Source organism: Deltaproteobacteria bacterium, from assembly GCA_019309045.1.
In the GTDB taxonomy this organism is placed as follows: Bacteria; Desulfobacterota; Syntrophobacteria; order BM002; family BM002; genus JAFDGZ01.
In genome coordinates, this window is record JAFDGZ010000022.1 from 1 (window position 1) to 20618 (window position 20618).

The following is a 20618-nucleotide window of genomic DNA, read 5'->3' on the forward strand; positions in this document are numbered from 1 at the left end:
CAGCCTGCTTGAGTTTGGCCATGATGGTCTCGGCGGTGCCGAGATACTTTTGCCATTTCAAGCGCACTTTGCCGTTTACCCGGTGGACTTCACGCAGGTACCAGTAGGTTCTACACTTCTGTATGACTTAACTGACTAAATTCATTGGATAATACATCCAAATTCGACTTGTCTCTGAAAGTCAGGTCAGACGCCTAAAATCGGATGATCGCAGAGCCTAGGATACGTAAAGTAGGTACCTGGTAAGACTTGCATTCCTGGCAATGTTTGGATTTATGGTGGTTGAATAGACAGGAGGAATTATTTGATATGTCTCTTGCTTAATTTCTTGAGCTTTGGTCTATCACCAGAAATGAGAGCCTCTTTTTTTGCTCGGGACCAACACTTTATTTGCCGTTCGCGGGACCGCGCTTGCTCGACATTCGGGTGTTCTTCCGAGTAAACAAGTGTTACTGGACGGCGACTTGTGGTGTACCTCGCGGCTCTACCTTCATTGTGCGCCCGAAAGCGTTCCTCCAGGGCACTGGTAGTCCCCACGTAGTAGCTGCCATCCGAACATTTTAGAATGTAAAGAAAATAGCATTTATTCATTGAGCACCACCATTCGATGCTTGAGTTGAGAGTCTATCACAAGGCAGCAAATTTAATGGCCTGCCATGAGTAAGGCCTGAGCGGAGCGCAGGCCGCAAAGGTTTGCTGCCCTTCGATGCGCTCGCTAAGCTCGCTTACTCAGGACACCATTCGATGCTTGAGTTGAGAGTCTATCACAAGGCAGCAAATTTAATGGCCTGCCATGAGTAAGGCCTGAGCGGAGCGCAGGCCGCATCGAATGGTGGAGGCGGCGGGAGTCGAACCCGCGTCCGAGAACCTTCCGTTTAAGCTTCTACATGCTTAGCCCGGGTATTGAGTTCTCGCTCTCCGGGACTCCCCTCGGGCAGGATTCCACCCGCTGCCTGCAGGCAGGTGCAGCGGGCGGTTCCGCTAGTCGACGCCCTTTGCCGGCCCCGCGGACCCGGACCGGCAGGACGGTAGCCGCTTTATGCGGCTACGGCATACGCATAGTCGTCTGCGTTTGCATTTAACCCCACCTGTTTAACGAGCAGGCAGGAACCTCGGCATGCCGCTTAAACTTCATTGTCCCCGTCGAACCCGTTTCGCCCCCATTCCTGGAAGGTAAAACTTCGAAGAGGATTTATCCATATATTATGATTTATTAGCTTGCATGTCAAATAAAGGGCAGGAGTTTACTGCTGCGCCGGCGGAATCAATACCTCTTCTTGATGGCCTTTTCCATTTCGCGCTGCTCTGTTTTTCTCTTCAAAGTCTCCCGTTTGTCATAGATCTTCTTGCCGCGCGCCAGGGCCAGCTCCACCTTTGCCTTGCCATTCTTGAAATAAATCTTCAGGGGCACTAGGGTGAGGCCCCTTTCCTGGGTCTTGCCGGTCAACCGCTTCAGCTCACTCTTGTGGACCAGCAGTTTGCGCACCCGGTCGGGCTGGTGGTTGTCATAGTGGGCATGGCTGTACGGTGAAATGTGAGCCTGCATGAGAAAAAGCTCCCCGTCCTTGATGCGGGCATAGCTGTCTTTGAGATTGGCCTTGCCCTGGCGCAGGGATTTCACCTCGGTGCCCAGCAGCACCATGCCCGCCTCGATGACCTCGAGGATGTGGTAGTCGTGCCGCGCCTTTTTGTTTTGACAGACGATTTTGATATTTGCTCGAGTCATCAGCAGATAAAGTCGACATCCAGGTGTTTGCCCAGTTCAGCCGGGAAGAACTCGAAATCCTCTCGGAAGCGCTGCCAGGCAATTTCCCGCAGGTAGGCATTGATCTGCTCAGCAGTAGAAAGGTTGAGAGCCTGGCGCAGGTATGTCTTGCATTCTTCCAGGTTGGCGTTGCGAATGACCTGCTTGACCCGGGGGACTGCCAGGGCGTTCATGCTCAAGGAGTCGAGTTCGAAGCCCAGAAGAATGGGTGCATACAGGGGCTCTCCTGCCATCTCTCCGCAGAGCGATACGGGAATTCCAGCCCGGTGGCCGGCATCGGTCACCTGTTTGATCATCCTCAGAATAGCAGGATGCAGAGGCTCATACAGGTGGGCCACATGTTCATTGACGCGATCGATGGCCAGGGCATACTGCACCAGGTCATTGGTGCCGATGCTGAAAAAATCAACCTCCCTTGCCAACAGATCAGCCACTGCCACTGCAGAAGGCACCTCGATCATTATGCCCACGGGCAGAGGGTTGCTGAATCTGATGCCTTCTTCCTGCAAGGACTGCCGTACTTCAGCAAGAAGATCCTTGGCGGCCCGCAGCTCCCCCAGACCGGAGATCATGGGGAACATGAGGCGCACATTGTCGGTGACTGCACTTACCCGCAAGATGGCCCGCAGTTGAGTCCGAAAGAGCCTGTTCTCCTGCAGGCAGAGTCGGATGGCTCTCAAGCCCAGGGCAGGGTTCGTCTGGTTGCCGCGCTGCAGGCCGGTGAGCAGTTTTTCAGCGCCGAGGTCGAGGGTGCGAATGGTTACCGCCTCTGGATACACAATCTCAGCCACTTCACGGTAGTCCCAGAACAGGGTGTCCTCGTCAGGAAGATCCTGCCGATTGAGGTAGAGATACTCCGTCCGATAGAGGCCGATTCCCTCGGCGCCATTGTCCAGTACTGCCACTACTTCTTCCAGCAGCTCTATATTCGCCTGTATTCTTATGGAAAAGCCGTCTTCGGTCTCAGCAGGCAGAGCAGCACAGCGGGTCAATTCCTTGCGGTAGGCCTCCACCTGATACTGCCGTTCGTAGTAATAATTGAGGAGCTCCTCATCAGGATCGATGATCACCGTACCGGTGGTGCCGTCCACCACCATCAGTTCCCCGGAGCGAACCTCTCTGGTTATGGCCTCGAGGCCCACAACCGCGGGGATATCCAGGGAACGCGCAATAATGGCGGTGTGGGAAGTCTTGCCCCCCATGTCGGTAACAAAGCCCAGAGTGCGTTCTACCTGGAGCTGCATGGTGTCTGCCGGAGACAGGTCATGAGCCACGATGATGACTCTTTCCTTGATGCCAGCCACGCTCTGGGCCTTCTGGCCAGTGAGATTGCCCAGTACCATGCCCGCCACGTAATCTACGTCGGAAATCCGGCTGCGAATATATTCGTCCTCGATCCTGGCGAAAAGGCGATGGGCATTCTCCAGGGCTTGCTTGACTGCCCATTCCGCATTTACCTTGTGTTCTCTGATGAAGCGGATGGTCTCGTCATAGAGCATCCTGTCTCGCAATATATGGAGATGGCTGTCGAGGATGTAGACATGCTCTGGGAATTCTCCAGCCATGCCGGACTTGATCTCCTGCAGATCAATTTCGGCTTTATCCACAGCTGCAGCAAAACGACGCACCTCCTGTTCTGTCTGTGCGGCTGGCAGGTGGTGGTACACCACAGCCACCCTGTTGCGATCCACCTGATAGGCCTTGCCAATGGCAATGCCCGGTGTGACCCCGATTCCTTTCAGGATCTTACGGGCTTTCCCCGGGGGCATCTCACTATTCCTCGCCAAAATTGGATTCAAAAAGGCTGGTCAGGGCGTCCATGGCTTCCAGCGCATCATCGCCCTCCACGTGCACCTCGATTATACATCCCTGTGGACAGGCCAGGGTCAAGATGCCGAGTATGCTCTTGGCGTCCGCCTCCTGGCCGTTTTTGAGGAATCGAATGTGGGAACGGTACTGATTGGCAATCTTGACTATTTTGGCGGCAGCACGAGCGTGCAGGCCCAGTTTGTTGCCAATGGTAAATTGTCGTTGTAGGACCGGCATTGCCTTGATCATAGCAAAATAGCAGTGACAGGAATTTCCCGCTCACACCAGTGCATCTGTCTTGTCTAGAAAGCTTCCAGCCCACTTCTACAGGCTCCTGTTCAAGAGGGGCAAAATGGCTACAGTGGGCACGGCACAGCCTTCTTAGCACATGGCTACAGCCAAGTCAATAGAGGCCGGCCCGCCATGAATCTCATCTATCCTGCCGCCTGATCTTCAGGGCCTGCTGATAGACCAGCCTCTTGCTCAGTCCCCGGGCCAGAGCCACCTCAGCCACAATCTCTTTGAGCGGCTTCTCTGTTGACTGGAGGCGAAGCCTCAACTCCTCCTCCAGGGAATCATACACCTTTTCTGCTTCCGGGGAAACACCGGCGACCACCAGAGTCACCTCACCCCGCGGCGGCTTCTGCCAGTGCGCCACCGCTTGCTCCAGTGAGCCGCGGAACACTTCTTCGTGGATCTTTGTCAATTCCCGGGTTACGGCAACCTGGCGGCTGCCCCAGATCTTGTACATATCACACAGCGAGGCTGGCAGCCTGTGGGGCGACTCGAAGAGCACCAGGGTCTCCTGCACATGGGAGTAGCGAGCCAGGAAGGCGCAGCGGGCTGCGCTTCTACTCGGTGGATAGCCCAGGAAAAGGAATTTGTCAGTGGGAAGCCCCGAGACTATGAGAGAGCTGATCAGGGCAGAGGGCCCTGGGATTGCCAGCACCTGGATGCCCGCAGCCACAGCCCGACGCACCAGGTCGAAGCCCGGATCTGCTATGGATGGCGTGCCGGCATCGCTCACCAGAGCCACTGCTTTGCCAGCCTGAAGTTCTGCCAGCAGATGCGGCGTCTGCACAGCGGCATTGTGGTCGTGATAGCTCAGCAGGGGTCGATGTATGTCGTAAAAACTCAGAAGTTTCCTGGTTCGGCGGGTGTCCTCGGCGGCAATAATGTCAACTTCACGGAGCGTGCGCAGGGCGCGCAGAGTAATGTCCTCCAGATTGCCTATAGGAGTGGCTACCAGAAAGAGACTGCCTGTTGTGGAGCGCATCTACCTCTCTCTAAAAGCGAATACAGCAGCGGCTGTCCGAGTTCGGCCTGCATTGCCGTTTGCAGGTTGCCCGGCTGACCGCCACCTTGCTGCCGGCGTCCATCAAAAAGTAGTTTCAAAGGCGTTCTCGATCAGTTCAATCTTTGGCGTGGAGCGGATGTTGCTCACAGAGACCACATCGAACCTGGCGCTGGCATCCGTCAGATTGTGGCGCTGCAGATAATACCAGGCCACCTGGCTCAGTTTGTGCCTCTTGGCGGCTGTTATGGCCATGGCAGGAACACCGAACGCCTTGCTGCTGCGCGACTTGACCTCAACGAATACGACTACACCCCGATGACGGGCAATGATGTCAATTTCGCCCAGAGGGCAGCGATAATTGCGGGCAACAATACGATATCCCCTTTGCTTCAAATAGTGGAGAGCCAGTATCTCACCTTGCTCACCCAGGGCAAGATGGCTCATGCTGCTTCGGTCTAGAGTCATTTCGGCAGTCTTGCAGGTGTCAGCCGCCAGTCCCAGACGCTGTTCAGGTAAATTTTTCAGACCTGGGCGGGCCGACTCCCCGGAAAGATTGTCGGTGCAAGGGGCAGGACCCATAGCGCTCCAGTGCCTGGCGATGTTCTCTTGTGCCGTAGCCCTTGTTGCGGGCAAAGTTATAGTGGGGATAGCTGCGATGATACTCCAGCATCAACCTGTCGCGGTGTACTTTGGCCACAATGGATGCGGCTGCCACTGATACTGACAGACGATCGCCGCCCTTGATGGGCTGTTGCGGCAGGGAAACTGGTATCCGCCAGGGACCGTCGACCAGCAGAAAATCAGGGGGTGGCTCCAGGCGGCTGACAGCCAGGCGCATTGCCTCCAGGCTGGCCGTGAGAATGTCGGTGCGGTCTATCTCCCCGGCGCTCACCTGGCCCAGGCCCACGGCCAGGGCCTTTTCCAGGATGGTATGGCAGCAGGCCTGCCGTTGGGCGGCAGTAAGTTGTTTGGAGTCGCGAATTTCAGGGAAATCCATGCCGGCCGGCAGCACCACGGCTGCAGCTACCACCGGCCCGGCCAGAGGGCCGCGTCCCACCTCATCCACACCAGCCACTCGGCAGAATCCCCGCTGCAGGGCGGCTCGCTCAAAATGCCAGCGATCAATGTCCAGGCCAGGAAAAAGCTGGCCCTGAGAGGATGCTCGACTCATATACCCCCGGATTGTTAAGCAGCCCTCACCCTAGTGGGGGCGAAGCTCCCGGATGCGGGCGGCCTTGCCCCTCCTCTGGCGCAGGTAATAGAGGCGGGAGCGGCGCACCCGGCCGCGGCTGACCACTTCAATCTTTTCGAGCTGGGGAGAGTGCAGGGGGAAGATGCGTTCCACTCCTACTCCGTAGGATACCTTGCGCACCGTGATGGTGGCATTGATGGTGCCTTTGCGCTTGCGAATGACCACGCCCTGAAAGACCTGGATTCGCTCCTTGTCGCCTTCGCGGATCTTTACGTGCACCTTTACAGTGTCCCCGGGCTTGAAGTCCGGAATATCTGTGCGCATCTGCTCTCTGTCAAGGTTCTCTATGATGTTCATAGTTCTTCCTCTTGTATCTCTGTTCCATCTCTTGCTGAGGCAACTCGCCCAGCGCCTCATGGCGTGGTTGGCTGCAGTGGAATCTAGCTGTAGGCTCCTCTAACTCAACTCCTCTCTATCACTGAGAAGTCTGTCCAGTATGATGCTTGCCGCCGAACGGACCGAAAGGTGATTATATCCGTGGCGGCCATCTATAGGCGGCAGCTGATAATCTGCCAGCTCCATAACCTCTCTGCTCAATCCCCAGGCGGTGCCGAAGAGAATCAACAGCTGGCCGCCAGCCGTGAGCCACTGACGAGCTTCACCATAGGTGAACACAGGTCGGCACACTGTGGCTGCCGTGGCCAACAGCTTTGTCTGTTTCCCAGCCGTCCGGCAATTACGCTGCACAACATCGTCCACCGAATCCGCCAGCTCCACCAGTTCCAGAGCCGCTTTCCGTTCAGGGTGCACTTGCGAGCCGCGGCCCCTCAGCCAGTGGTCCAGCAGCCTGCGCACCAGGCGATGTTGATCCGCCAGTGGCGTGACCACATAGAAGCGGTGTACGCCATAGGTCTTGCATGCTCGAGCAATATCATGAAGATCCAAGTTGGTAACGGCGGAAGCAATGACTTGCTGATGCCGGTTGTACACAGGGTAGTGGACCAGCGCCACCTCAACATTCACACTGCTGCCTCATCTCTGCCTGAAAGGAACCCTGCGCTCGCCTTTCACGGCACTAAATTGAACCTCCTGAGCCTTGCTGCTCTTTTTCTCCCTCAATGATTTCTGCCAGGAGCTGCCGATCTTCAGTGCTCAGTATTGCTCTGGCCAACAAGTCGCGCCGTCTCTTCCAGGTGCGGTAAAGAGATTGCTGCCGGCGCCATCTTCGGATAGCCTCATGATTGCCGGAGAGCAGCACTTCAGGAACTCTCTGCCCTTCGAAGACCTCTGGTCTGGTATACTGGGGGTATTCCAGCAGGGTGTCCGCAAAAGTTTCCTCTGCTGTGGCCTCTCTGTTGCCCAGCACCCCGGGTATCAATCTGCTCACTGCTTCTGTCACTACCAGCGCTGGCAGTTCACCACCGCTGACGATGTAGTCTCCTATGGAAATCTCGTCGTCTACGTAGGAACGGAGCCGTTCATCAATGCCTTCGTAACGACCGCATACCAGGCTGATATGCTGCAGCCGACTCAGTTCCCAGGCTATCTCTTGCTTGAACAATCTGCCCTGCGGGCTCATGAGAACAACGTGGGTGGGAGGATCCATGGAGCGTACCCGGCGGATTGCTCCCACCAGTGGTTCAATTTTCATCACCATGCCGCTGCCGCCGCCATAGGGCCGATCATCTGTGGTCAGATGGCGATCAACGGCAAAGTCTCGAATGTTCACTATACGGACATCGATAAGGCCGCGCTCGATCGCTTTGCCGAGGATGCTCTGCTGCAGAGGCGCTCGCACGAGCTCAGGGAATATGGTCAGAATGTCGATGATCATCATGGAAGCCCACCGTCCCTTGAACGCAGGCCGCCCCTTTTACTATCTCCCTCCTCCATATGACCGCCACGGTTCTGCTTCATTTTCTACACCAGAGAAGCTCTCCCGGCATCAGGTCATCTCTGGAGGATCAACAACCATCCTTCCCTCCTCCAGGTTCACTTCCAGAACCGCTTCATGGGTTGCCGGAATGAGAATCTCCTGCTTCCCCTTGCGGACCACGTACACATCATTGCTGCCCGTTTCTATGATCTGTTCCAGAGTGCCGAGTTTGTCGCCCTTGCTGTTCACAACCTCCAGCCCCACAAGCTGGTGCCAGTAAAATTCATCGGGGCCCAGAGGGGGCAGTTTCGACTCTGGAAGGCAAAGCTCGGCTCCCACCAGGGCAGCAGCGCTCTCGCGGCTGTCGATTTCGCGACTGACAACAAGATAGGCGCGTTGATGCGGTCGAACCTCCTCCACGGTGAGCCGTCTCAAAGTCCCGTCCCGCAGACGAGCCAGCACAGTTTCACCTGCGGTGAGGCTCGCAAGCACCTCGCCAGATGGCACAACTTTGAGATGTCCCCGGAGTCCGTGAGTCTTGACGATCTTGCCAATAGGGAGCAGGTCCTCGCTTACCATAATCCCTATTCGATAATTTCCAGTACAGCGCGCTTTCTCAATTTGGTGGAGGCGGCACTGAGTATAGTTCTCATGGAACGGGCAGTGCGCCCCTGTTTGCCTATAACTTTGCCCAGGTCATCTTTGGCAACCCGAAGTTCGATTACAGAGGTCTGTTCGCCTTCCAATTCAGAGACTTCAACCTGTTCCGGGTGATCCACCAGAGCCTTGGCGATGTACTCAATTAGTTCCTTCAGCATGGCGACCTCCATTGAGCTGTGCGGTACCGGGACCATGAGGCTGCCTGACTTGTTGCCGGTCTGCTACCCGCCCGTCTGCTGAGGCCCTGATGTGGCTGGCGCAGCCGATGACCGGGAATGCCGAAAGACGTGGAGCACATGGAGCGCTCAGTGTCAGGCGGATTTTGCCAGTAGTCCTTTGTTTCTGAGCAGGCTTCTCACAGTATCTGTTGGTTGTGCACCCCTGGCGAGCCAGAAGTTCAGTCTGTCCGAGTCGATTTTCACCTCAACAGGATCTGCATGAGGATTATAGGTGCCGAGAATTTCGATGAACTTGCCGTCTCTCGGTGCCTCGGAACTCGCCACGATAATGCGGTAGAAAGCCCTTTTTTTCGATCCCTTGCGCGTCAGACGTATACGTACTGCCATAATATTGCTTTTCTCCTTTTTTCTGCTCAGCCGAAAAAGAGCAGGCTGCCAGACAGCCTGGTCTCACTCACGGGCTGTCTCGGGTCCATACTAGAAAGGCAGAGATAAGCCATGTGGTGGAAAACGTTTGCCTCTCTTCTTTCCCCTGGTGAACTTTCGCAAAGTCTTTCTCATCTGGGCATAGCTCTTGAGGAGTTTGTTTACTTCCTGAACCGTGGTACCGCTGCCGCGGGCTATTCGTCGTCGGCGACTGGCGTTGATGATCAGATGATTGCTTCGTTCTTCAGGTGTCATGGAATTGATGATGGCCTCTGTTCGAACAAGCTCCTTGTCATCTGGCTTCAAATTGCGCAGCTGCTTCATGGGTCCAATGCCGGGCAGCATGCTGAGAATGTCTTCCAGAGAGCCCAGTTTTTTTATCTGACGGAGCTGATCTCTGAAGTCCTCCAGGGTGAAGTCATCCTGGATCAGCTTTTGCTGCAGTTTGAGGGCCTGCTTCTCATCGAAAGCCTTTTGGGTTTTTTCAATGAGGGAGAGCACATCACCCATGCCCAATATACGGGAGGCCATTCTGTCTGGATGAAAGGCTTCCAGACCGTCGAGTTTTTCTCCCACACCCACGAACTTGATGGGCTTGCCTGTGACCTGGCGCATGGAGAGCGCTGCGCCGCCCCGGGCGTCGCCATCCATTTTGGTGAGGATGATGCCGGTCAACTCGAGCCTCTGATCAAAAGCTTCAGCCACCTGCACTGCGTCCTGGCCAGTCATGGCATCGGCTATCAACAGGATTTCCTTTGGCTGTAACTTTTCCTTGAGCCTCTCGAGCTCCGCCATCAACTGCTGATCTATGTGGAGACGGCCGGCAGTGTCCAGGATGAGGATATCAGCTCCCTGTTGCCTGGCGTATGCCAGGGCCGCCAGACCAATGTCCAGTGGATCCATCTCCGGAGTTGCCGGAAAAACAGGCACCTGAAGCTGTTGTCCCAGAGTGGCAAGCTGATCAATGGCAGCCGGGCGGTAGACGTCTGCCGGCACCAGGCAGGGGTGGCGGTTGAGATCCTTGAGATAGAGGGCGAGCTTGCCGGCAGTGGTAGTTTTTCCGGAACCCTGCAGTCCAACCAGCATATAAATCAGGGGAGTGCGGCCGCTCAATTGCAGAGGTACAGCCTCAGTTCCCATAAGGCGGGTGAGTTCATCGTTGACGATCTTCACCAGCTGCTGTCCCGGCGTAAGGCTGTCCATCACTTCACTGCCCACAGCGCGCTCAGCAATGTCTGCGACAAACTGCTTGGCCACCTTGTAATGGACATCGGCTTCGAGCAGGGCTAGACGCACCTCCCTCAGGGCCTCTTTGATATTTTTCTCAGAAAGCTTGCCTTGCCCTTTCAAGCGCTTCAGGGTACGATTAAATTTTTCGCTGAGGCTTTCAAACATTAGTTTTCTTTGCCTTTTCAGGTATCATCAAAATTTATAGATTATAGTGAATTTAACTGAGACAGAGCAACAAGCAGCCCCCTGGGGATGCTGAAAACAATCATGGCTAGCTGCAAAGTCTTCCTATAATGCTGGCCAATAGAAAAAAAATCCTGGACTTTTGCCAAGATTTTCCCTAATCTTTGTGGTCACGGTTAGTGAAAGATGTTACAACCGACAAGGTTGGCATAGAAAGCGCCTCGCCATCTCATGCTAGGACCTCACCCTGGTTTCGCAATTGGGGCTTACCATGGTGGGGAGCATTGGGGTGGGTTTTGCCATTGGCTATTTCCTCGACAAGTGGCTCGGCACCCGGGGAATCTTCCTGACCGTCTGTATTCTGGTCGGCATTGGCGGCGGCGGCTGGACGGTTTACAAGCAGATCAGAGAACTGGATGGTGAGGACGGCAACAACTCATCTGCAGAATGACAGGGCTGGGGCTTTTCTGCTGCCCGAGACCGAGAGACCATATGAGCAGCTACGACGATTTGCAGAAGGTTGTTATCAAGAAAACCTTGTTTCTTGCTCTGGGAGCAGCGTGCCTCTGCCTGGTGCTCGATCAGAAAGCCGCTGCCAAGGGAGTTGCCCTTGGCAGCCTCTTCAGTGTACTGGATTTCAAGCTCATGGCCATCTTTCTGCCGCGCAGGGTTCTCCGCGGCGGCAGGTATGCCGCTATCGCTGGACAGATCCCGCGCTTTTTGTTGATGAGCATACCCATTGTGCTGGCCATAAAGCTGCCCTCTATAAATCTTGCCGCCACAGTGCTGGGGCTGCTCCTGGTGAAGGCTGCCATATTTTGTCATTTTTTCGTCGGCAAGAGTCGCTCAGCATCTGCAGGAGCGCAGAGAAACAACTGTTGCAGCAGCAGGGAGATCGAATAGTTGACCTGGGAGCCCTTCATCCGGGTCATTAGAGAAGGGATGAGGGGCACAGCGGACTGAACACAGACTTCGAGAAAGACGTTATGGGAGAGATCGGCAAAATAAGTCAGTGGGTATTTTCGCTTGGTGGTATGCAGTTCAAGGTCAACAGTGAGACCTTGATAATGACCTGGGTGGTGATGGCACTGACAGTGGTTTTTGCCTGGCTGGCAACCCGCCGGAAGGCACGGGTGCCAGGACCCTGGCAGCACATCAGTGAACTGCTCGTCGAATGGTTCAAAGACCTCGTCCGCGAAGCCCTGGGCGAAGAATACGTGCGGCGCTACTTTCCTCTCATTTGCGCCCTTTTCATCTTTTTGCTGCTGTGCAACTGGATTGGCATTATTCCCTTCCTGTCCGAGCCCACCAAGGATATCAATACCACCCTCGGCCTTGGCATCATGGGGTTTTTCATCGCCCATGGGACGGCCATCAAGAAAAAGGGGCTCAAGCTCTACATCAAAGAGTATTTCCAGCCGATTTTTTTCATGATGCCCCTCAATGTGGTGGGTGAAATTGCCAAGGTAATTTCCATATCTTTTCGTCTGTTTGGCAATATCATGGGCGGTGGTATCATCATTATTGTGGTGTCACAGCTGCTGTACGGTCTGGTGCTGCCGCCTTTTCTATACGCCTTTTTCGGTTTGTTCGTAGGAACGGTGCAGGCCTTTGTGTTTATGATGCTCACGCTGGTGTACATTTCAGTACAGATCAGGTGAGGTGGTAAAGTTCACATGAGAAGGAGGATGTGGCATGGAAATTAGTGGAGTGGATCTAGTCAGGGCGGCAGCTTTGCTGGGTGCAGGCATATCAATGGGATTCGGAGCGATTGGCCCTGGCGTCGGAGAAGGCATGGCAGCAGCCAAGGCTTGTGAGGCCATCGGCCGAAATCCTCGTGAGGCTGGTTTGCTTACTCGAACCATGCTCGTAGGACAGGCGGTATCTGAGTCCACCGGAATCTATTCACTGGTCGTGGCGCTGTTGCTCATCTTCGTGGTGTGAAAGGCGGGAGATTCAGATGGACCTTACCGCTTGGGTCAAAATGGCGGCTTTTGTGGGGGCTGGACTTTCCATGGGATTCGGGGCCATCGGTTCCGGCATGGGAGAAGGGTATGCAGCCAACAAAGCGTGCGAAGGAATGGGCAGACAGCCGGGGGTTGCTGATGAATTGCTCCGCACCATGCTGGTGGGACAGGCCGTGGCTGAGAGCACCGGCATTTATTCGCTGGTGGTGGCTTTGCTGCTGCTGTTTCGCGACTTCAGCGTAGTGCGGTTTATTGATATTCCTGCATTCTTGGCTGCAGGTCTCTGTATGGGACTCGGCGCCATAGGCCCCGGGGTGGGCGAAGGATTTGTGGCAGGCAGCGCCTGCGAATCCATAGCCCGCAATCCTGAAACCTCGCCGGTGATCATCCGCACCATGCTGGTAGGACAGGCCGTGGCCGAGAGCACCGGCATCTATTCACTCGTTGTCTCATTGCTGTTGATCTTTGTTATTTGATCCCAGGCGCCGAAAGAGCATGCCAGCCGGTTGACGAAACCGGGCTGGGGGCTACAGCAGATCGCGAGGAAACAGCTACCTGAAGGCAGGCTCCAGTCGAGAAGCCCCAGGTCGAGGGCTGACAGCAGGCCTTCAGTGGAGCGTAGCAGTAGACGGCAGCCCTTACATGTGGGCAGAAGCCGACAATCATATAGCTGGAAACGGGGAGCTCTATGATCGAGATCAATCTTACCATTGTCATCCAGGTAGTGCAGTTTCTCATCCTGGTGCTCATTTTGAACAAGATCCTCTTCAAGCCCATAAACGAGGTGATTAGCGAGCGGCAGCAGCAGATTTCCACCTGGGAGGAAAAGGCTCACCAGTGCCGCGAACAGGTCCGCACCAAACTGCAGCAATATGAGGATCGCTTGCAGCAGACAAAGGTGAGCGCCCACCAACAGCAGGAAGAGGTGACCAAGAAACTCAAGGAACAGCAGGAGGAGAAGCTGCGTCAGGTGGCTGAAGAATCTGCTCGCATAATCGACTCCACCCAGCAGCAGCTGCGGGCAGAGACCCAGCGGATCAGGGACGAGATCAGGCGTGAAGTGGACGCCCTGTCAGAGATGCTGGCGGCAAAGGTACTAGGAAGAGAGGTGTCATGAGAGCACTGGCGGGCAGCAGGGTAGTACGGCTCATTCTGGTGGCGATTGTGGCAGTCGCTCTTGTTGGAGGGCTGGTGTTCGGGGCTGCTGCTGCAGAAAACCCGCAGTCCACGAGCAACCTCAAGACAATCTGGATGAACTCCTGGCGAGTCATTAACTTTCTCATACTTGCCTTTTTCATGGTCAAACTGCTGAGAGAACCCCTGGAACGATTCTTTGAGCAGCGCAGCAGGCTGATAAGCGAGCAGCTGGACAGTGCCGAGACGAACTGCCTCAGCGCCGAAGAGGAGCTGCGGGAGGTGGAATACCGCCTGGAAGGGCTGGGTGCCGAGATCGAAAAGCTCGAGATGCTCATAAGCGAACAGGGTGAACAGGAGCGGCAAAAGATCATTGCCAACGCCCAGAAGACAGCCGAGCACATGTTGGAGAAGGCTAGATTGGAAGCCGAGATGATGGTGCGGGAGGCCAGAAATCAGCTGCGGGCCGAGGTGATCGAGGAGGCGGTGGAGCTTGCAGAACAGAAGATCAGCAAGGCCATTGACACCGCAGATCAGGAAAGACTGCTGGAGAACTATCTGCAGCAACTGACGCAGCTCCAGGAAATGAAGATATAGAGAAACGACGAGCAAGTTTCACATTGCAGGAAGACAAGGCGGGGTTGACCCGCCTTTTTCAACCTGATCTCCACCCACTGGTGGGAATGCTGGACACAAGGGGAAGGTAATATTGGAGGCAATGAAGGTCCTTGCTTTCCCTCCCGGGCCTCCGCCAGTCACTATTGTGGAACCTTCACTGCCTCCAGGAGAGGCGGAAAGAGCAGCACCGCCTGTATAACTGTGTCAGAAGCTTGGTTTTCAACTGAGGAGGACGAAAGTGGTGGAGCGGCAATATCTCATCGATCAGATGACCATAAAGGAGAGCTGGCGGCTTTTTCGGATCATGGCAGAGTTTGTAGACGGCTTCGAGGCCATGGCAGATGTGTATCCTGCGGTCTCCATTTTTGGCTCAGCACGCGTGCGGCTCGGGGAGCCGCTCTATGAGAAAGCCCGAATAATTGCTCGTCTCTTTGCTCAGCGCGGCTTTGACGTGATCACCGGCGGCGGCCCCGGACTGATGGAGGCCGCCAACAGGGGGGCGGCCGAGGCTGGGGGCAGATCCATTGGCCTCAATATTCAACTGCCCATGGAGCAGGAGCCGAATCCCTATGCCAATATCAAGCTTGATTTCAGGTACTTCTTCATTCGCAAGGTCATATTTGTCAAGTACGCTCAGGCCTATGTGGTGCTGCCGGGGGGGTTCGGTACCCTGGACGAACTCTTCGAGGCGGTGACGCTGATCCAGACTCATCGCATCAAGCCCTTTCCCGTGATCCTGGTGGGAAGGGATTACTGGCAGGGGTTGCTTGCCTGGATGAAGCAGCATCTGGCGGACACCGGCAAGATCTCCGCAGAAGATCTCGAGGTGATGGAGGTGCTGGAAGAGCCTGAGGAGGTGGTGCAGGCAGTAGTCAGAGTCGTTTCTCCGGATAAGGCCTGATGCCTTCGGGGTTCTCTTTCCTCGAGGGGGCAGCTGCTGGCCTTGCTTCCAGGGCGGCAAGCCTGCTTCCGGAGAAGCGCTCTGGCTATCCGCCGGCAGCAATGGTAGCCTCAGCATGCTGGAGGCAGGCTGCGGTGGCCTATCAGGCTCAAAGGACTTCTTGATTTGCTTCGGCGCTGTCGGTCTGGAGGAATTCCAGGTGGCCGCTGCCAGGTGGAATATCCGGGCGGGATTCAATGTGGATGACTGTATGGTAGCGGCTCTCCAGTTTAAGTAGATCTGCCCGTTTCTTGTTGAGAAGATAGTTGGCCACTTCTTCCGAAAAATAGCAGCGAACCTCGTTCACTTCCTTGTTGCGGCTGAGTTTGAGCCAGATTTTCCGTAAAAAGGCAACAGCAGCTGCTTCAGTAGAGCGAACCATGCCAGTGCCGCCGCAACGCTCACAGGGAACATGTGAGGTGGACTGCACTGAAGGCCGCAAACGCTGCCTGGAGGCTGCGAGTATGCCGAACTTGCCGATGCGGCCTACTTCGGTTCTGGCCCTGTCTTTTTTGAACTCTTCTCGCAGGACCTTTTCCACCTGCCGTATATGCTTGCGGTCCTTCATATCGATGAAGTCTATGACCACGATTCCGCCGAGATCTCGCAGCCGAAGCTGGCGGGGGACTTCGGCTGCTGCTTCCAGGTTGGTTTTGAAGGCAGTTTCCTCGAGTTCTCTTTCCCTGCTCGATTTTCCCGAGTTCACGTCAATGGCCACCAGCGCTTCGGTGGTGTCGATAACCAGGAAGCCGCCGGATTTCAGAGGTACGCGGTTCTGAAAAATGGTATCGATCTGCTCCTCCAGCTGATATTTGGCAAAGATGGGCCGCTTTTCCTTGTAAAGCTTTACCAGCCAGCGGTGCCGGGGCGAGACGATCGCCATAAAGTCCTTGATTCTCTTGTAGACCTCCTTGTTGTCCACCAGGATGCTCTTGACGTCTGAAGTGAAATAGTCCCTGATGGCCCGAATTATCAAATCTCTCTCTTTATAAAGAAGGGCCGGGGCGCTCACTTCCTGGGCTGACTTCTTGATACTGTTCCACAGCCTGAGCAGGTAGTTGAGGTCCCTGGCCAGCTCGCGTTTGGTACGGTTCTCCCCGGCAGTGCGGACGATGACGTTGATTCCTTCTGGCACTGTCAGCTGGGAAATGATATTGCGCAACCGCTGGCGCTGGTCTTCGTCTTCGATTTTTCGCGAAATTCCCCCATGTTTGCTGCCGGGCATCAGCACCAGGTAGCGGCCCGGCAGGGACAGATAAGTGGTCAGGTAAGCGCCTTTGGAGGCGGTGGCTTCCTTTACCACCTGCACCAGGAGTTCCTGACCGGTGCGCAGCACTTCCTCGATGCGCACCTGTCTGTCATCCGTGCCGGACTGGCGCTGGTAGTATTCTGGATGGATTTCATTGAGCTGAATAAAGCCGTTTCTGTCAGCACCAAAATCCACGAAAGCAGCCTCCAGACTGGGGTGGATATGGACTACTTTTCCCTTGTAGATATTGCCCACCGTCTGTTCGCGGCTGGTGAACTCGATATAAAATTCCTCTAGTTTCTGGCCGGAAACTATAGCCAGGCGGTATTCTTCCGGTTCTTCGGCATTGATCAGCATCTGTCGGTTCATTGCTCTACTCATGGCCTCTGTTACGGGGATCCGTGGTCAGCAGGCCAATGTGGATTTCCCCGGGCTCCTTTTCCTATTGGACCTGCCTCTGTCAATGTTGCCGCTAGAATAAACCAGCAGCAACGTCAAGGCAAGAACTTAAAAGTTCCGCTAATCAGCCAGATTGCCATCCAGATACGACCAGTGACAGGTACTGTGCTCCAGGGAAAGTCAGGCCACTTTCCATTTGAAAGCCTCCAGGTTTGTTTGCGCTCATCACTGAAGTGACCAGACCGTTACAGAACGCAACAGTCAATCCGTAACCTGTAACATTTTGTAAGTATGTGAAATAGCACAATAATTATAAAATCAGTATTTAAGTGTTGCATTCTGTAACGAACATGCCAGAACTGCCGAGCCATTTGCAAAGGTAAAATAGCAGTGATTTTAACATGATATGAAAGAGCGCCCGCATTGGCACAGAGCTTGATATTACCTAGGGGCAAAGAGCAGCACACAACAAGATTTTCACAATAAATAGGAATAGGAGGTTTGATCATGAGTTTACGAGAAAAGATAGAAAGAGTGATGATGGCCGTGAGCTTCGCAGAAGCAGGAGATCATGACACAGCGAGGCAGCTGCTGAAGGAAAAGAAGAGGATCCGCAAGCACAAAAGACCCAGTCAACGGCCCAGACAGAGAATGGAGCTGCGCGCTCCCGGTCCACGGCGCTAATTAATTTTTCACTCAGTGGGCAAAGAATGGTAACTGCCAAGTCGATATAAGGAGGTGGCATTCATGTTGGGCAAATTGAAAAAGCGAATAGCCAGAAAAAAGAACAAGGCTGTGGAGGTAGAAGACCGGCAGACCCAGACAATGCGGGAAAAAATCGAGGGCTATACCGAGGCGATTACCTTTGCCGAGGCAGGGCTGCAGGAAGAGGCGCAGCAGGTCATCCGAGAGGAGCTGGCTGAAAAGGCCAAGGTTCTGGTGGTGGGCAATGAACACACTTTCTCGCGGGAGGTCGTAGAGTATGCTCTGGGCTTTGCCGAGAGGATGGGCTACGAGATCGTAGCGCTCAACGTGGGCCCAGTGCCGCGGCAGTCCAGTACTCTAGAGCCCTTCTGTGACATCCTTTGCGAGCAGTTCAATGCCAAGTGTCAGGAAACAATCGAAGAGTTCCGGCGCGGTTGCGAAGAAAAGGGCATTCCATTTACGCATGTGGTGAAGTTTGGCGAGGTGGATGACTGCATTAAAGAAACGCATGAGGAGCTGCGGCGGGTTGATTTTGTCATTACCGAACCGGAGAGCTGTCCCGAGGAAGGCAGGGTGACAATCCCGGTATTCTGTCTAGCGCACAGTTAACTGCAAGCGAAGAGCAGAGCAAACAACATGTTTTCCAGGCACCGGCCGCGGGGAGAGAGCCCCGGGCTGGTGTCGTCTGTTGCGGTTTGCTACCCCTTGTTGTCGAAATCAGCATGAGGCGTGGAGAGAATTCTACAGCAGAAGGAGAGGGAAATGGACGCACATTTCATTTTTGGCCTGGTCTTGATCCTGTTTACTCTTGGGCTCTGCTATTATTTTCGTAAAGAGAACAAAAAATAGACACTCCTGAAAAGAATGGCCCTTGCTTCTGCCAGAGCATTTCTTCCAGGGGCACGACAGACACCGTTGCCTGGGCAGCAGGTCACAGCAGCAGGCCTGCACATCTCCAGCGGCACTGGCCAGTATATTACTGGACTCCGTAAAAGAAATAGATGACCGTGAGCATAACGACGAGGAAGATGACGGTCATGACCGCTCCGGCCTTGGTATAGTCTATGGTGCGGTAGCCTCCCGGCCTCATGATCAGGGCATTTACCTGGTGGGTGGGCAGCACAAAGGTGTTGGAGGCGGAAAGACCCATGTTCATGCAGAGAGGCACCAGAAGCACTGTGGCTCCCACATTTGAGATCACCAGGGTGAAAAACGAGGTCAGGATGCCAATTACTGCCAGCAGAACGATGGGCTGCACCTCCCCGATGATCTCCAGGATTTTCTTGGCTATGTAGGCGGCAGTGCCAGTCTGCTCGAAGGCAACTCCGAGCGGGATGAGACCTCCCAGGAGAAACACCGTCATCCAGTCCACCGAGTGGTATGCCTCGTCCACAGAGAGAACTCCAGTGATGATCATGCCAAGAGCACCTGACATCAGCGCTACTGAGAGCTGCATTTTGAAAATGGTGATCTGCGCCAGGGCAACTGCCAGCCAGATGATGGCCAGCTTGGCCTTTTCTGGTCGCAGTATTTCTCCCTCCAGAGGAGTGGCAAAAGTGAGAGCCCGCGGTTGTGGCTGGTTTCTCAGCCGGTGGAAGCGATCCCAGGGGCCCTGCAGCAAGATGGCATCGCCCATCTTGAGGTGCACGTCTTTGATCCCCGAGTAGTAGATTCGACCTCCAGTATTGACTGCGATGACATTGACTCGATAGCGGTCCTGAAACTTCGCCTCTCGCAGGGTCTTGCCCACCAGCTCTGAGCGCGGCGAAACCACGGTTTCCACCAGCCCGGCGTTGGTGCGGGCAAATTCGTCGGCAAAAAAATCAAGGCCGTCTTTGATCTGCCAGCCCATGTACTCGGCCAGTTTCTTGACGTTCAGCTCCCTGCCAATGATGACCAGATCATCGCCAGCAGAGACGCTGTCGCTCCGCCGGGGCACCAGCCTCTTGTTTCCTGTGGTAGCATTGCCGATAGCCACAACTGTCACCAGGAAATTCTGCCGGATAGCAAGTTCTTCCAGCGTCTTTGGACCCTCGAAGGTATCTGGCACATGAAGTTCGAAGGGATGATCCAGGGCCGGATAATCTTCCAGCAGCATGGCGGTGACGCCACGGTCCGCTTCACCTTTGGCTGCAGGCAGGATGAATTTGCCCAGTATCATGAAGTAGATAATGGCACTGGCGACCAGGCAGATGCCTATGGGCGTCTGCGTGAATAGCCCGAAGGGCTCCAGCTTCTTGTCGCCCAGCACCATGAGGTCGTTGAGCAGGATGGTGGGGCTGGCGCCCACCAGAGTGAGAGTACCGCCGATGATGGCGCAGAAACCCATGGGCATGAGGAGTCTGGAGATAGGAATGTCCAACCGTTTGGCGATTCGCTGAGTGGCAGGCAGAAAGAGAGCAGCTGCGCCGATATTTTGCATCATGCTGGATATCACTGCTACCGTGCCCGAGACAAAGGCCATGACTCGCCGCTCGCTTTGCCCGGCGAGTTTGATAATAGGACCCGCCACCTTGTTCATGACTCCGGTCTTGTCCAAACCAGCACCAATGATAATGACCGCGATAATTGAGACCACCGCATTGCTGCTCAATCCCATGAAGGCCTGTTTGGGAGATACCAGGCCAATAAGGGGAAGAAGTACCATCATCATGATGCCCACCACATCCACCCGCACCCATTCGAAAACGAAGAGGATAACGGCAAAGGCGAGCACAATGAGGGTCATTACCATGTCAGCAGTCATTGTCACTCCTCCCTGAAGATCGTCAATTTGTGCTATCGAGCCTGCTACTTGGACCGGAACAAAGAGTCGGAGGGGGATCCTTATTGCCGAAGCCCTCTGCAATATGGGGTGGTGTCCCTTCCTTGCGAAATCGGTGTCAATGTAGCAAAATGATCCAATAAGTGCAAGTTTTAACAAGCGCAAAGTGTGATATACTTTGCCATTGTCTACAGGAGTGGGCCAGAAAGTGTCTGCAAAGGGCAA

Annotated in this window: 26 protein-coding genes and 1 other RNA gene; 10 read left to right on the forward strand and 17 right to left on the reverse strand. The window is 54.8% G+C overall.

The window, feature by feature from the left end; all coding sequences use genetic code 11:
* Window positions 1-300 precede the first annotated feature (300 nt).
* The 15 genes from JRI89_06710 to ffh all read right to left on the reverse strand — a co-directional run bounded on the left by JRI89_06710 (window position 301) and on the right by ffh (window position 10599).
* On the reverse strand, window positions 301-591 hold the full coding sequence (locus tag JRI89_06710; protein ID MBW2070931.1) for a GIY-YIG nuclease family protein: 291 nt from the start codon (window positions 589-591) through the stop codon (window positions 301-303).
* A gap of 239 nt (window positions 592-830) precedes the next feature.
* Window positions 831-1162: a transfer-messenger RNA gene (gene ssrA / locus JRI89_06715) on the reverse strand.
* A gap of 102 nt (window positions 1163-1264) precedes the next feature.
* Window positions 1265-1726 (reverse strand): SsrA-binding protein SmpB, encoded by a 462-nt coding sequence (gene smpB, locus JRI89_06720; GenBank protein MBW2070932.1) that lies wholly within the window; start codon window positions 1724-1726, stop codon window positions 1265-1267.
* On the reverse strand, window positions 1726-3534 hold the full coding sequence (gene ptsP, locus JRI89_06725; GenBank protein MBW2070933.1) for a phosphoenolpyruvate--protein phosphotransferase: 1809 nt from the start codon (window positions 3532-3534) through the stop codon (window positions 1726-1728). Before ptsP ends, smpB begins: the two co-directional genes overlap by 1 nt.
* A 4-nt stretch (window positions 3535-3538) precedes the next feature.
* Window positions 3539-3811 carry an HPr family phosphocarrier protein gene (locus JRI89_06730; protein MBW2070934.1) on the reverse strand — a complete coding sequence of 91 codons (273 nt, stop codon included), beginning with the start codon at window positions 3809-3811 and terminating at the stop codon, window positions 3539-3541.
* A gap of 193 nt (window positions 3812-4004) precedes the next feature.
* Window positions 4005-4850, reverse strand: coding sequence for a 16S rRNA (cytidine(1402)-2'-O)-methyltransferase (gene rsmI / locus JRI89_06735; GenBank protein MBW2070935.1), 846 nt, complete (start codon window positions 4848-4850; stop codon window positions 4005-4007).
* A gap of 102 nt (window positions 4851-4952) precedes the next feature.
* Window positions 4953-5336, reverse strand: coding sequence for a YraN family protein (locus JRI89_06740; GenBank protein MBW2070936.1), 384 nt, complete (start codon window positions 5334-5336; stop codon window positions 4953-4955).
* 43 nt (window positions 5337-5379) lie between these two features.
* The gene (locus tag JRI89_06745) at window positions 5380-6042 is read right to left on the reverse strand and encodes a ribonuclease HII (GenBank protein MBW2070937.1); all 663 of its coding nucleotides are present in this window, start codon (window positions 6040-6042) and stop codon (window positions 5380-5382) included.
* A gap of 30 nt (window positions 6043-6072) precedes the next feature.
* Entirely contained in the window at window positions 6073-6420 is a 348-nt protein-coding gene (gene rplS, locus JRI89_06750; protein MBW2070938.1) for a 50S ribosomal protein L19, read from the reverse strand.
* A gap of 99 nt (window positions 6421-6519) precedes the next feature.
* Entirely contained in the window at window positions 6520-7074 is a 555-nt protein-coding gene (locus tag JRI89_06755) for an RNA methyltransferase (GenBank protein ID MBW2070939.1), read from the reverse strand.
* Between the two features lie 64 nt (window positions 7075-7138).
* Window positions 7139-7900: a tRNA (guanosine(37)-N1)-methyltransferase TrmD gene (trmD, locus tag JRI89_06760; GenBank protein ID MBW2070940.1), complete on the reverse strand. Its 762-nt coding sequence runs from the start codon at window positions 7898-7900 to the stop codon at window positions 7139-7141.
* A gap of 108 nt (window positions 7901-8008) precedes the next feature.
* Entirely contained in the window at window positions 8009-8518 is a 510-nt protein-coding gene (rimM, locus tag JRI89_06765) for a 16S rRNA processing protein RimM (GenBank protein ID MBW2070941.1), read from the reverse strand.
* Between the two features lie 5 nt (window positions 8519-8523).
* Entirely contained in the window at window positions 8524-8757 is a 234-nt protein-coding gene (locus JRI89_06770) for a KH domain-containing protein (protein MBW2070942.1), read from the reverse strand.
* A gap of 153 nt (window positions 8758-8910) precedes the next feature.
* A complete protein-coding gene (gene rpsP, locus JRI89_06775; protein ID MBW2070943.1) occupies window positions 8911-9165 on the reverse strand; it encodes a 30S ribosomal protein S16 in 255 nt (84 codons plus the stop codon).
* A gap of 90 nt (window positions 9166-9255) precedes the next feature.
* Window positions 9256-10599 carry a signal recognition particle protein gene (gene ffh, locus JRI89_06780; GenBank protein MBW2070944.1) on the reverse strand — a complete coding sequence of 448 codons (1344 nt, stop codon included), beginning with the start codon at window positions 10597-10599 and terminating at the stop codon, window positions 9256-9258.
* Between the two features lie 289 nt (window positions 10600-10888).
* Between ffh and JRI89_06785 the strand changes: the two genes are divergently transcribed.
* The 8 genes from JRI89_06785 to JRI89_06820 all read left to right on the forward strand — a co-directional run bounded on the left by JRI89_06785 (window position 10889) and on the right by JRI89_06820 (window position 15237).
* Window positions 10889-11068, forward strand: coding sequence for an AtpZ/AtpI family protein (locus tag JRI89_06785; protein MBW2070945.1), 180 nt, complete (start codon window positions 10889-10891; stop codon window positions 11066-11068).
* A 41-nt stretch (window positions 11069-11109) separates the two neighbouring features.
* Window positions 11110-11520 carry an ATP synthase subunit I gene (locus JRI89_06790; protein ID MBW2070946.1) on the forward strand — a complete coding sequence of 137 codons (411 nt, stop codon included), beginning with the start codon at window positions 11110-11112 and terminating at the stop codon, window positions 11518-11520.
* Between the two features lie 83 nt (window positions 11521-11603).
* Window positions 11604-12278, forward strand: coding sequence for a F0F1 ATP synthase subunit A (gene atpB, locus JRI89_06795; protein ID MBW2070947.1), 675 nt, complete (start codon window positions 11604-11606; stop codon window positions 12276-12278).
* 34 nt (window positions 12279-12312) lie between these two features.
* A complete protein-coding gene (gene atpE / locus JRI89_06800; GenBank protein ID MBW2070948.1) occupies window positions 12313-12561 on the forward strand; it encodes an ATP synthase F0 subunit C in 249 nt (82 codons plus the stop codon).
* A gap of 16 nt (window positions 12562-12577) precedes the next feature.
* Window positions 12578-13060: an ATP synthase F0 subunit C gene (gene atpE, locus JRI89_06805; protein ID MBW2070949.1), complete on the forward strand. Its 483-nt coding sequence runs from the start codon at window positions 12578-12580 to the stop codon at window positions 13058-13060.
* A gap of 212 nt (window positions 13061-13272) precedes the next feature.
* A complete protein-coding gene (locus JRI89_06810) occupies window positions 13273-13701 on the forward strand; it encodes a hypothetical protein (GenBank protein ID MBW2070950.1) in 429 nt (142 codons plus the stop codon).
* Window positions 13698-14315 (forward strand): ATP synthase F0 subunit B, encoded by a 618-nt coding sequence (locus JRI89_06815; GenBank protein MBW2070951.1) that lies wholly within the window; start codon window positions 13698-13700, stop codon window positions 14313-14315. The genes JRI89_06810 and JRI89_06815 overlap by 4 nt, the downstream gene beginning before the upstream one ends.
* Window positions 14316-14604: 289 nt before the next feature.
* A complete protein-coding gene (locus JRI89_06820) occupies window positions 14605-15237 on the forward strand; it encodes a TIGR00730 family Rossman fold protein (GenBank protein MBW2070952.1) in 633 nt (210 codons plus the stop codon).
* A gap of 148 nt (window positions 15238-15385) precedes the next feature.
* On the opposite strand, the gene JRI89_06825 is transcribed toward JRI89_06820, so the two are convergent.
* Window positions 15386-16894, reverse strand: a complete 1509-nt coding sequence (locus tag JRI89_06825; protein MBW2070953.1) for an Rne/Rng family ribonuclease — start codon at window positions 16892-16894, stop codon at window positions 15386-15388.
* 537 nt (window positions 16895-17431) lie between these two features.
* On the opposite strand from JRI89_06825, the gene JRI89_06830 reads away from it, so the two are divergent.
* Window positions 17432-17608: a hypothetical protein gene (locus JRI89_06830; protein MBW2070954.1), complete on the forward strand. Its 177-nt coding sequence runs from the start codon at window positions 17432-17434 to the stop codon at window positions 17606-17608.
* A 63-nt stretch (window positions 17609-17671) separates the two neighbouring features.
* Window positions 17672-18238, forward strand: a complete 567-nt coding sequence (locus JRI89_06835; protein ID MBW2070955.1) for a universal stress protein — start codon at window positions 17672-17674, stop codon at window positions 18236-18238.
* A gap of 367 nt (window positions 18239-18605) precedes the next feature.
* Here the strand turns inward: JRI89_06835 and JRI89_06840 are convergent, their stop codons facing one another.
* Entirely contained in the window at window positions 18606-20375 is a 1770-nt protein-coding gene (locus tag JRI89_06840) for an SLC13 family permease (GenBank protein ID MBW2070956.1), read from the reverse strand.
* Between the last annotated feature and the right edge of the window lie 243 nt (window positions 20376-20618).

Bases quoted from the DNA above. Each gene is read 5' to 3' on its own strand.
- JRI89_06815 (MBW2070951.1), top strand. From the start codon at position 13,698: ATGAGAGCACTGGCGGGCAGCAGGGTAGTACGGCTCATTCTGGTGGCG.
- atpE (MBW2070949.1), top strand. From the start codon at position 12,578: ATGGACCTTACCGCTTGGGTCAAAATGGCGGCTTTTGTGGGGGCTGGA.
- smpB (MBW2070932.1), bottom strand. From the start codon at position 1,726: ATGACTCGAGCAAATATCAAAATCGTCTGTCAAAACAAAAAGGCGCGG.
- JRI89_06790 (MBW2070946.1), top strand. From the start codon at position 11,110: ATGAGCAGCTACGACGATTTGCAGAAGGTTGTTATCAAGAAAACCTTG.
- JRI89_06825 (MBW2070953.1), bottom strand. From the start codon at position 16,894: ATGAACCGACAGATGCTGATCAATGCCGAAGAACCGGAAGAATACCGC.
- JRI89_06740 (MBW2070936.1), bottom strand. From the start codon at position 5,336: ATGACTCTAGACCGAAGCAGCATGAGCCATCTTGCCCTGGGTGAGCAA.
- rimM (MBW2070941.1), bottom strand. From the start codon at position 8,518: ATGGTAAGCGAGGACCTGCTCCCTATTGGCAAGATCGTCAAGACTCAC.
- ptsP (MBW2070933.1), bottom strand. From the start codon at position 3,534: ATGCCCCCGGGGAAAGCCCGTAAGATCCTGAAAGGAATCGGGGTCACA.
- JRI89_06820 (MBW2070952.1), top strand. From the start codon at position 14,605: ATGACCATAAAGGAGAGCTGGCGGCTTTTTCGGATCATGGCAGAGTTT.
- JRI89_06810 (MBW2070950.1), top strand. From the start codon at position 13,273: ATGATCGAGATCAATCTTACCATTGTCATCCAGGTAGTGCAGTTTCTC.
- JRI89_06770 (MBW2070942.1), bottom strand. From the start codon at position 8,757: ATGCTGAAGGAACTAATTGAGTACATCGCCAAGGCTCTGGTGGATCAC.
- JRI89_06830 (MBW2070954.1), top strand. From the start codon at position 17,432: ATGAGTTTACGAGAAAAGATAGAAAGAGTGATGATGGCCGTGAGCTTC.
- JRI89_06710 (MBW2070931.1), bottom strand. From the start codon at position 591: ATGAATAAATGCTATTTTCTTTACATTCTAAAATGTTCGGATGGCAGC.
- ffh (MBW2070944.1), bottom strand. From the start codon at position 10,599: ATGTTTGAAAGCCTCAGCGAAAAATTTAATCGTACCCTGAAGCGCTTG.
- trmD (MBW2070940.1), bottom strand. From the start codon at position 7,900: ATGATGATCATCGACATTCTGACCATATTCCCTGAGCTCGTGCGAGCG.
- JRI89_06840 (MBW2070956.1), bottom strand. From the start codon at position 20,375: ATGACTGCTGACATGGTAATGACCCTCATTGTGCTCGCCTTTGCCGTT.
- JRI89_06730 (MBW2070934.1), bottom strand. From the start codon at position 3,811: ATGCCGGTCCTACAACGACAATTTACCATTGGCAACAAACTGGGCCTG.
- atpE (MBW2070948.1), top strand. From the start codon at position 12,313: ATGGAAATTAGTGGAGTGGATCTAGTCAGGGCGGCAGCTTTGCTGGGT.
- JRI89_06785 (MBW2070945.1), top strand. From the start codon at position 10,889: ATGGTGGGGAGCATTGGGGTGGGTTTTGCCATTGGCTATTTCCTCGAC.
- rpsP (MBW2070943.1), bottom strand. From the start codon at position 9,165: ATGGCAGTACGTATACGTCTGACGCGCAAGGGATCGAAAAAAAGGGCT.
- atpB (MBW2070947.1), top strand. From the start codon at position 11,604: ATGGGAGAGATCGGCAAAATAAGTCAGTGGGTATTTTCGCTTGGTGGT.
- JRI89_06835 (MBW2070955.1), top strand. From the start codon at position 17,672: ATGTTGGGCAAATTGAAAAAGCGAATAGCCAGAAAAAAGAACAAGGCT.
- rsmI (MBW2070935.1), bottom strand. From the start codon at position 4,850: ATGCGCTCCACAACAGGCAGTCTCTTTCTGGTAGCCACTCCTATAGGC.
- rplS (MBW2070938.1), bottom strand. From the start codon at position 6,420: ATGAACATCATAGAGAACCTTGACAGAGAGCAGATGCGCACAGATATT.
- JRI89_06745 (MBW2070937.1), bottom strand. From the start codon at position 6,042: ATGAGTCGAGCATCCTCTCAGGGCCAGCTTTTTCCTGGCCTGGACATT.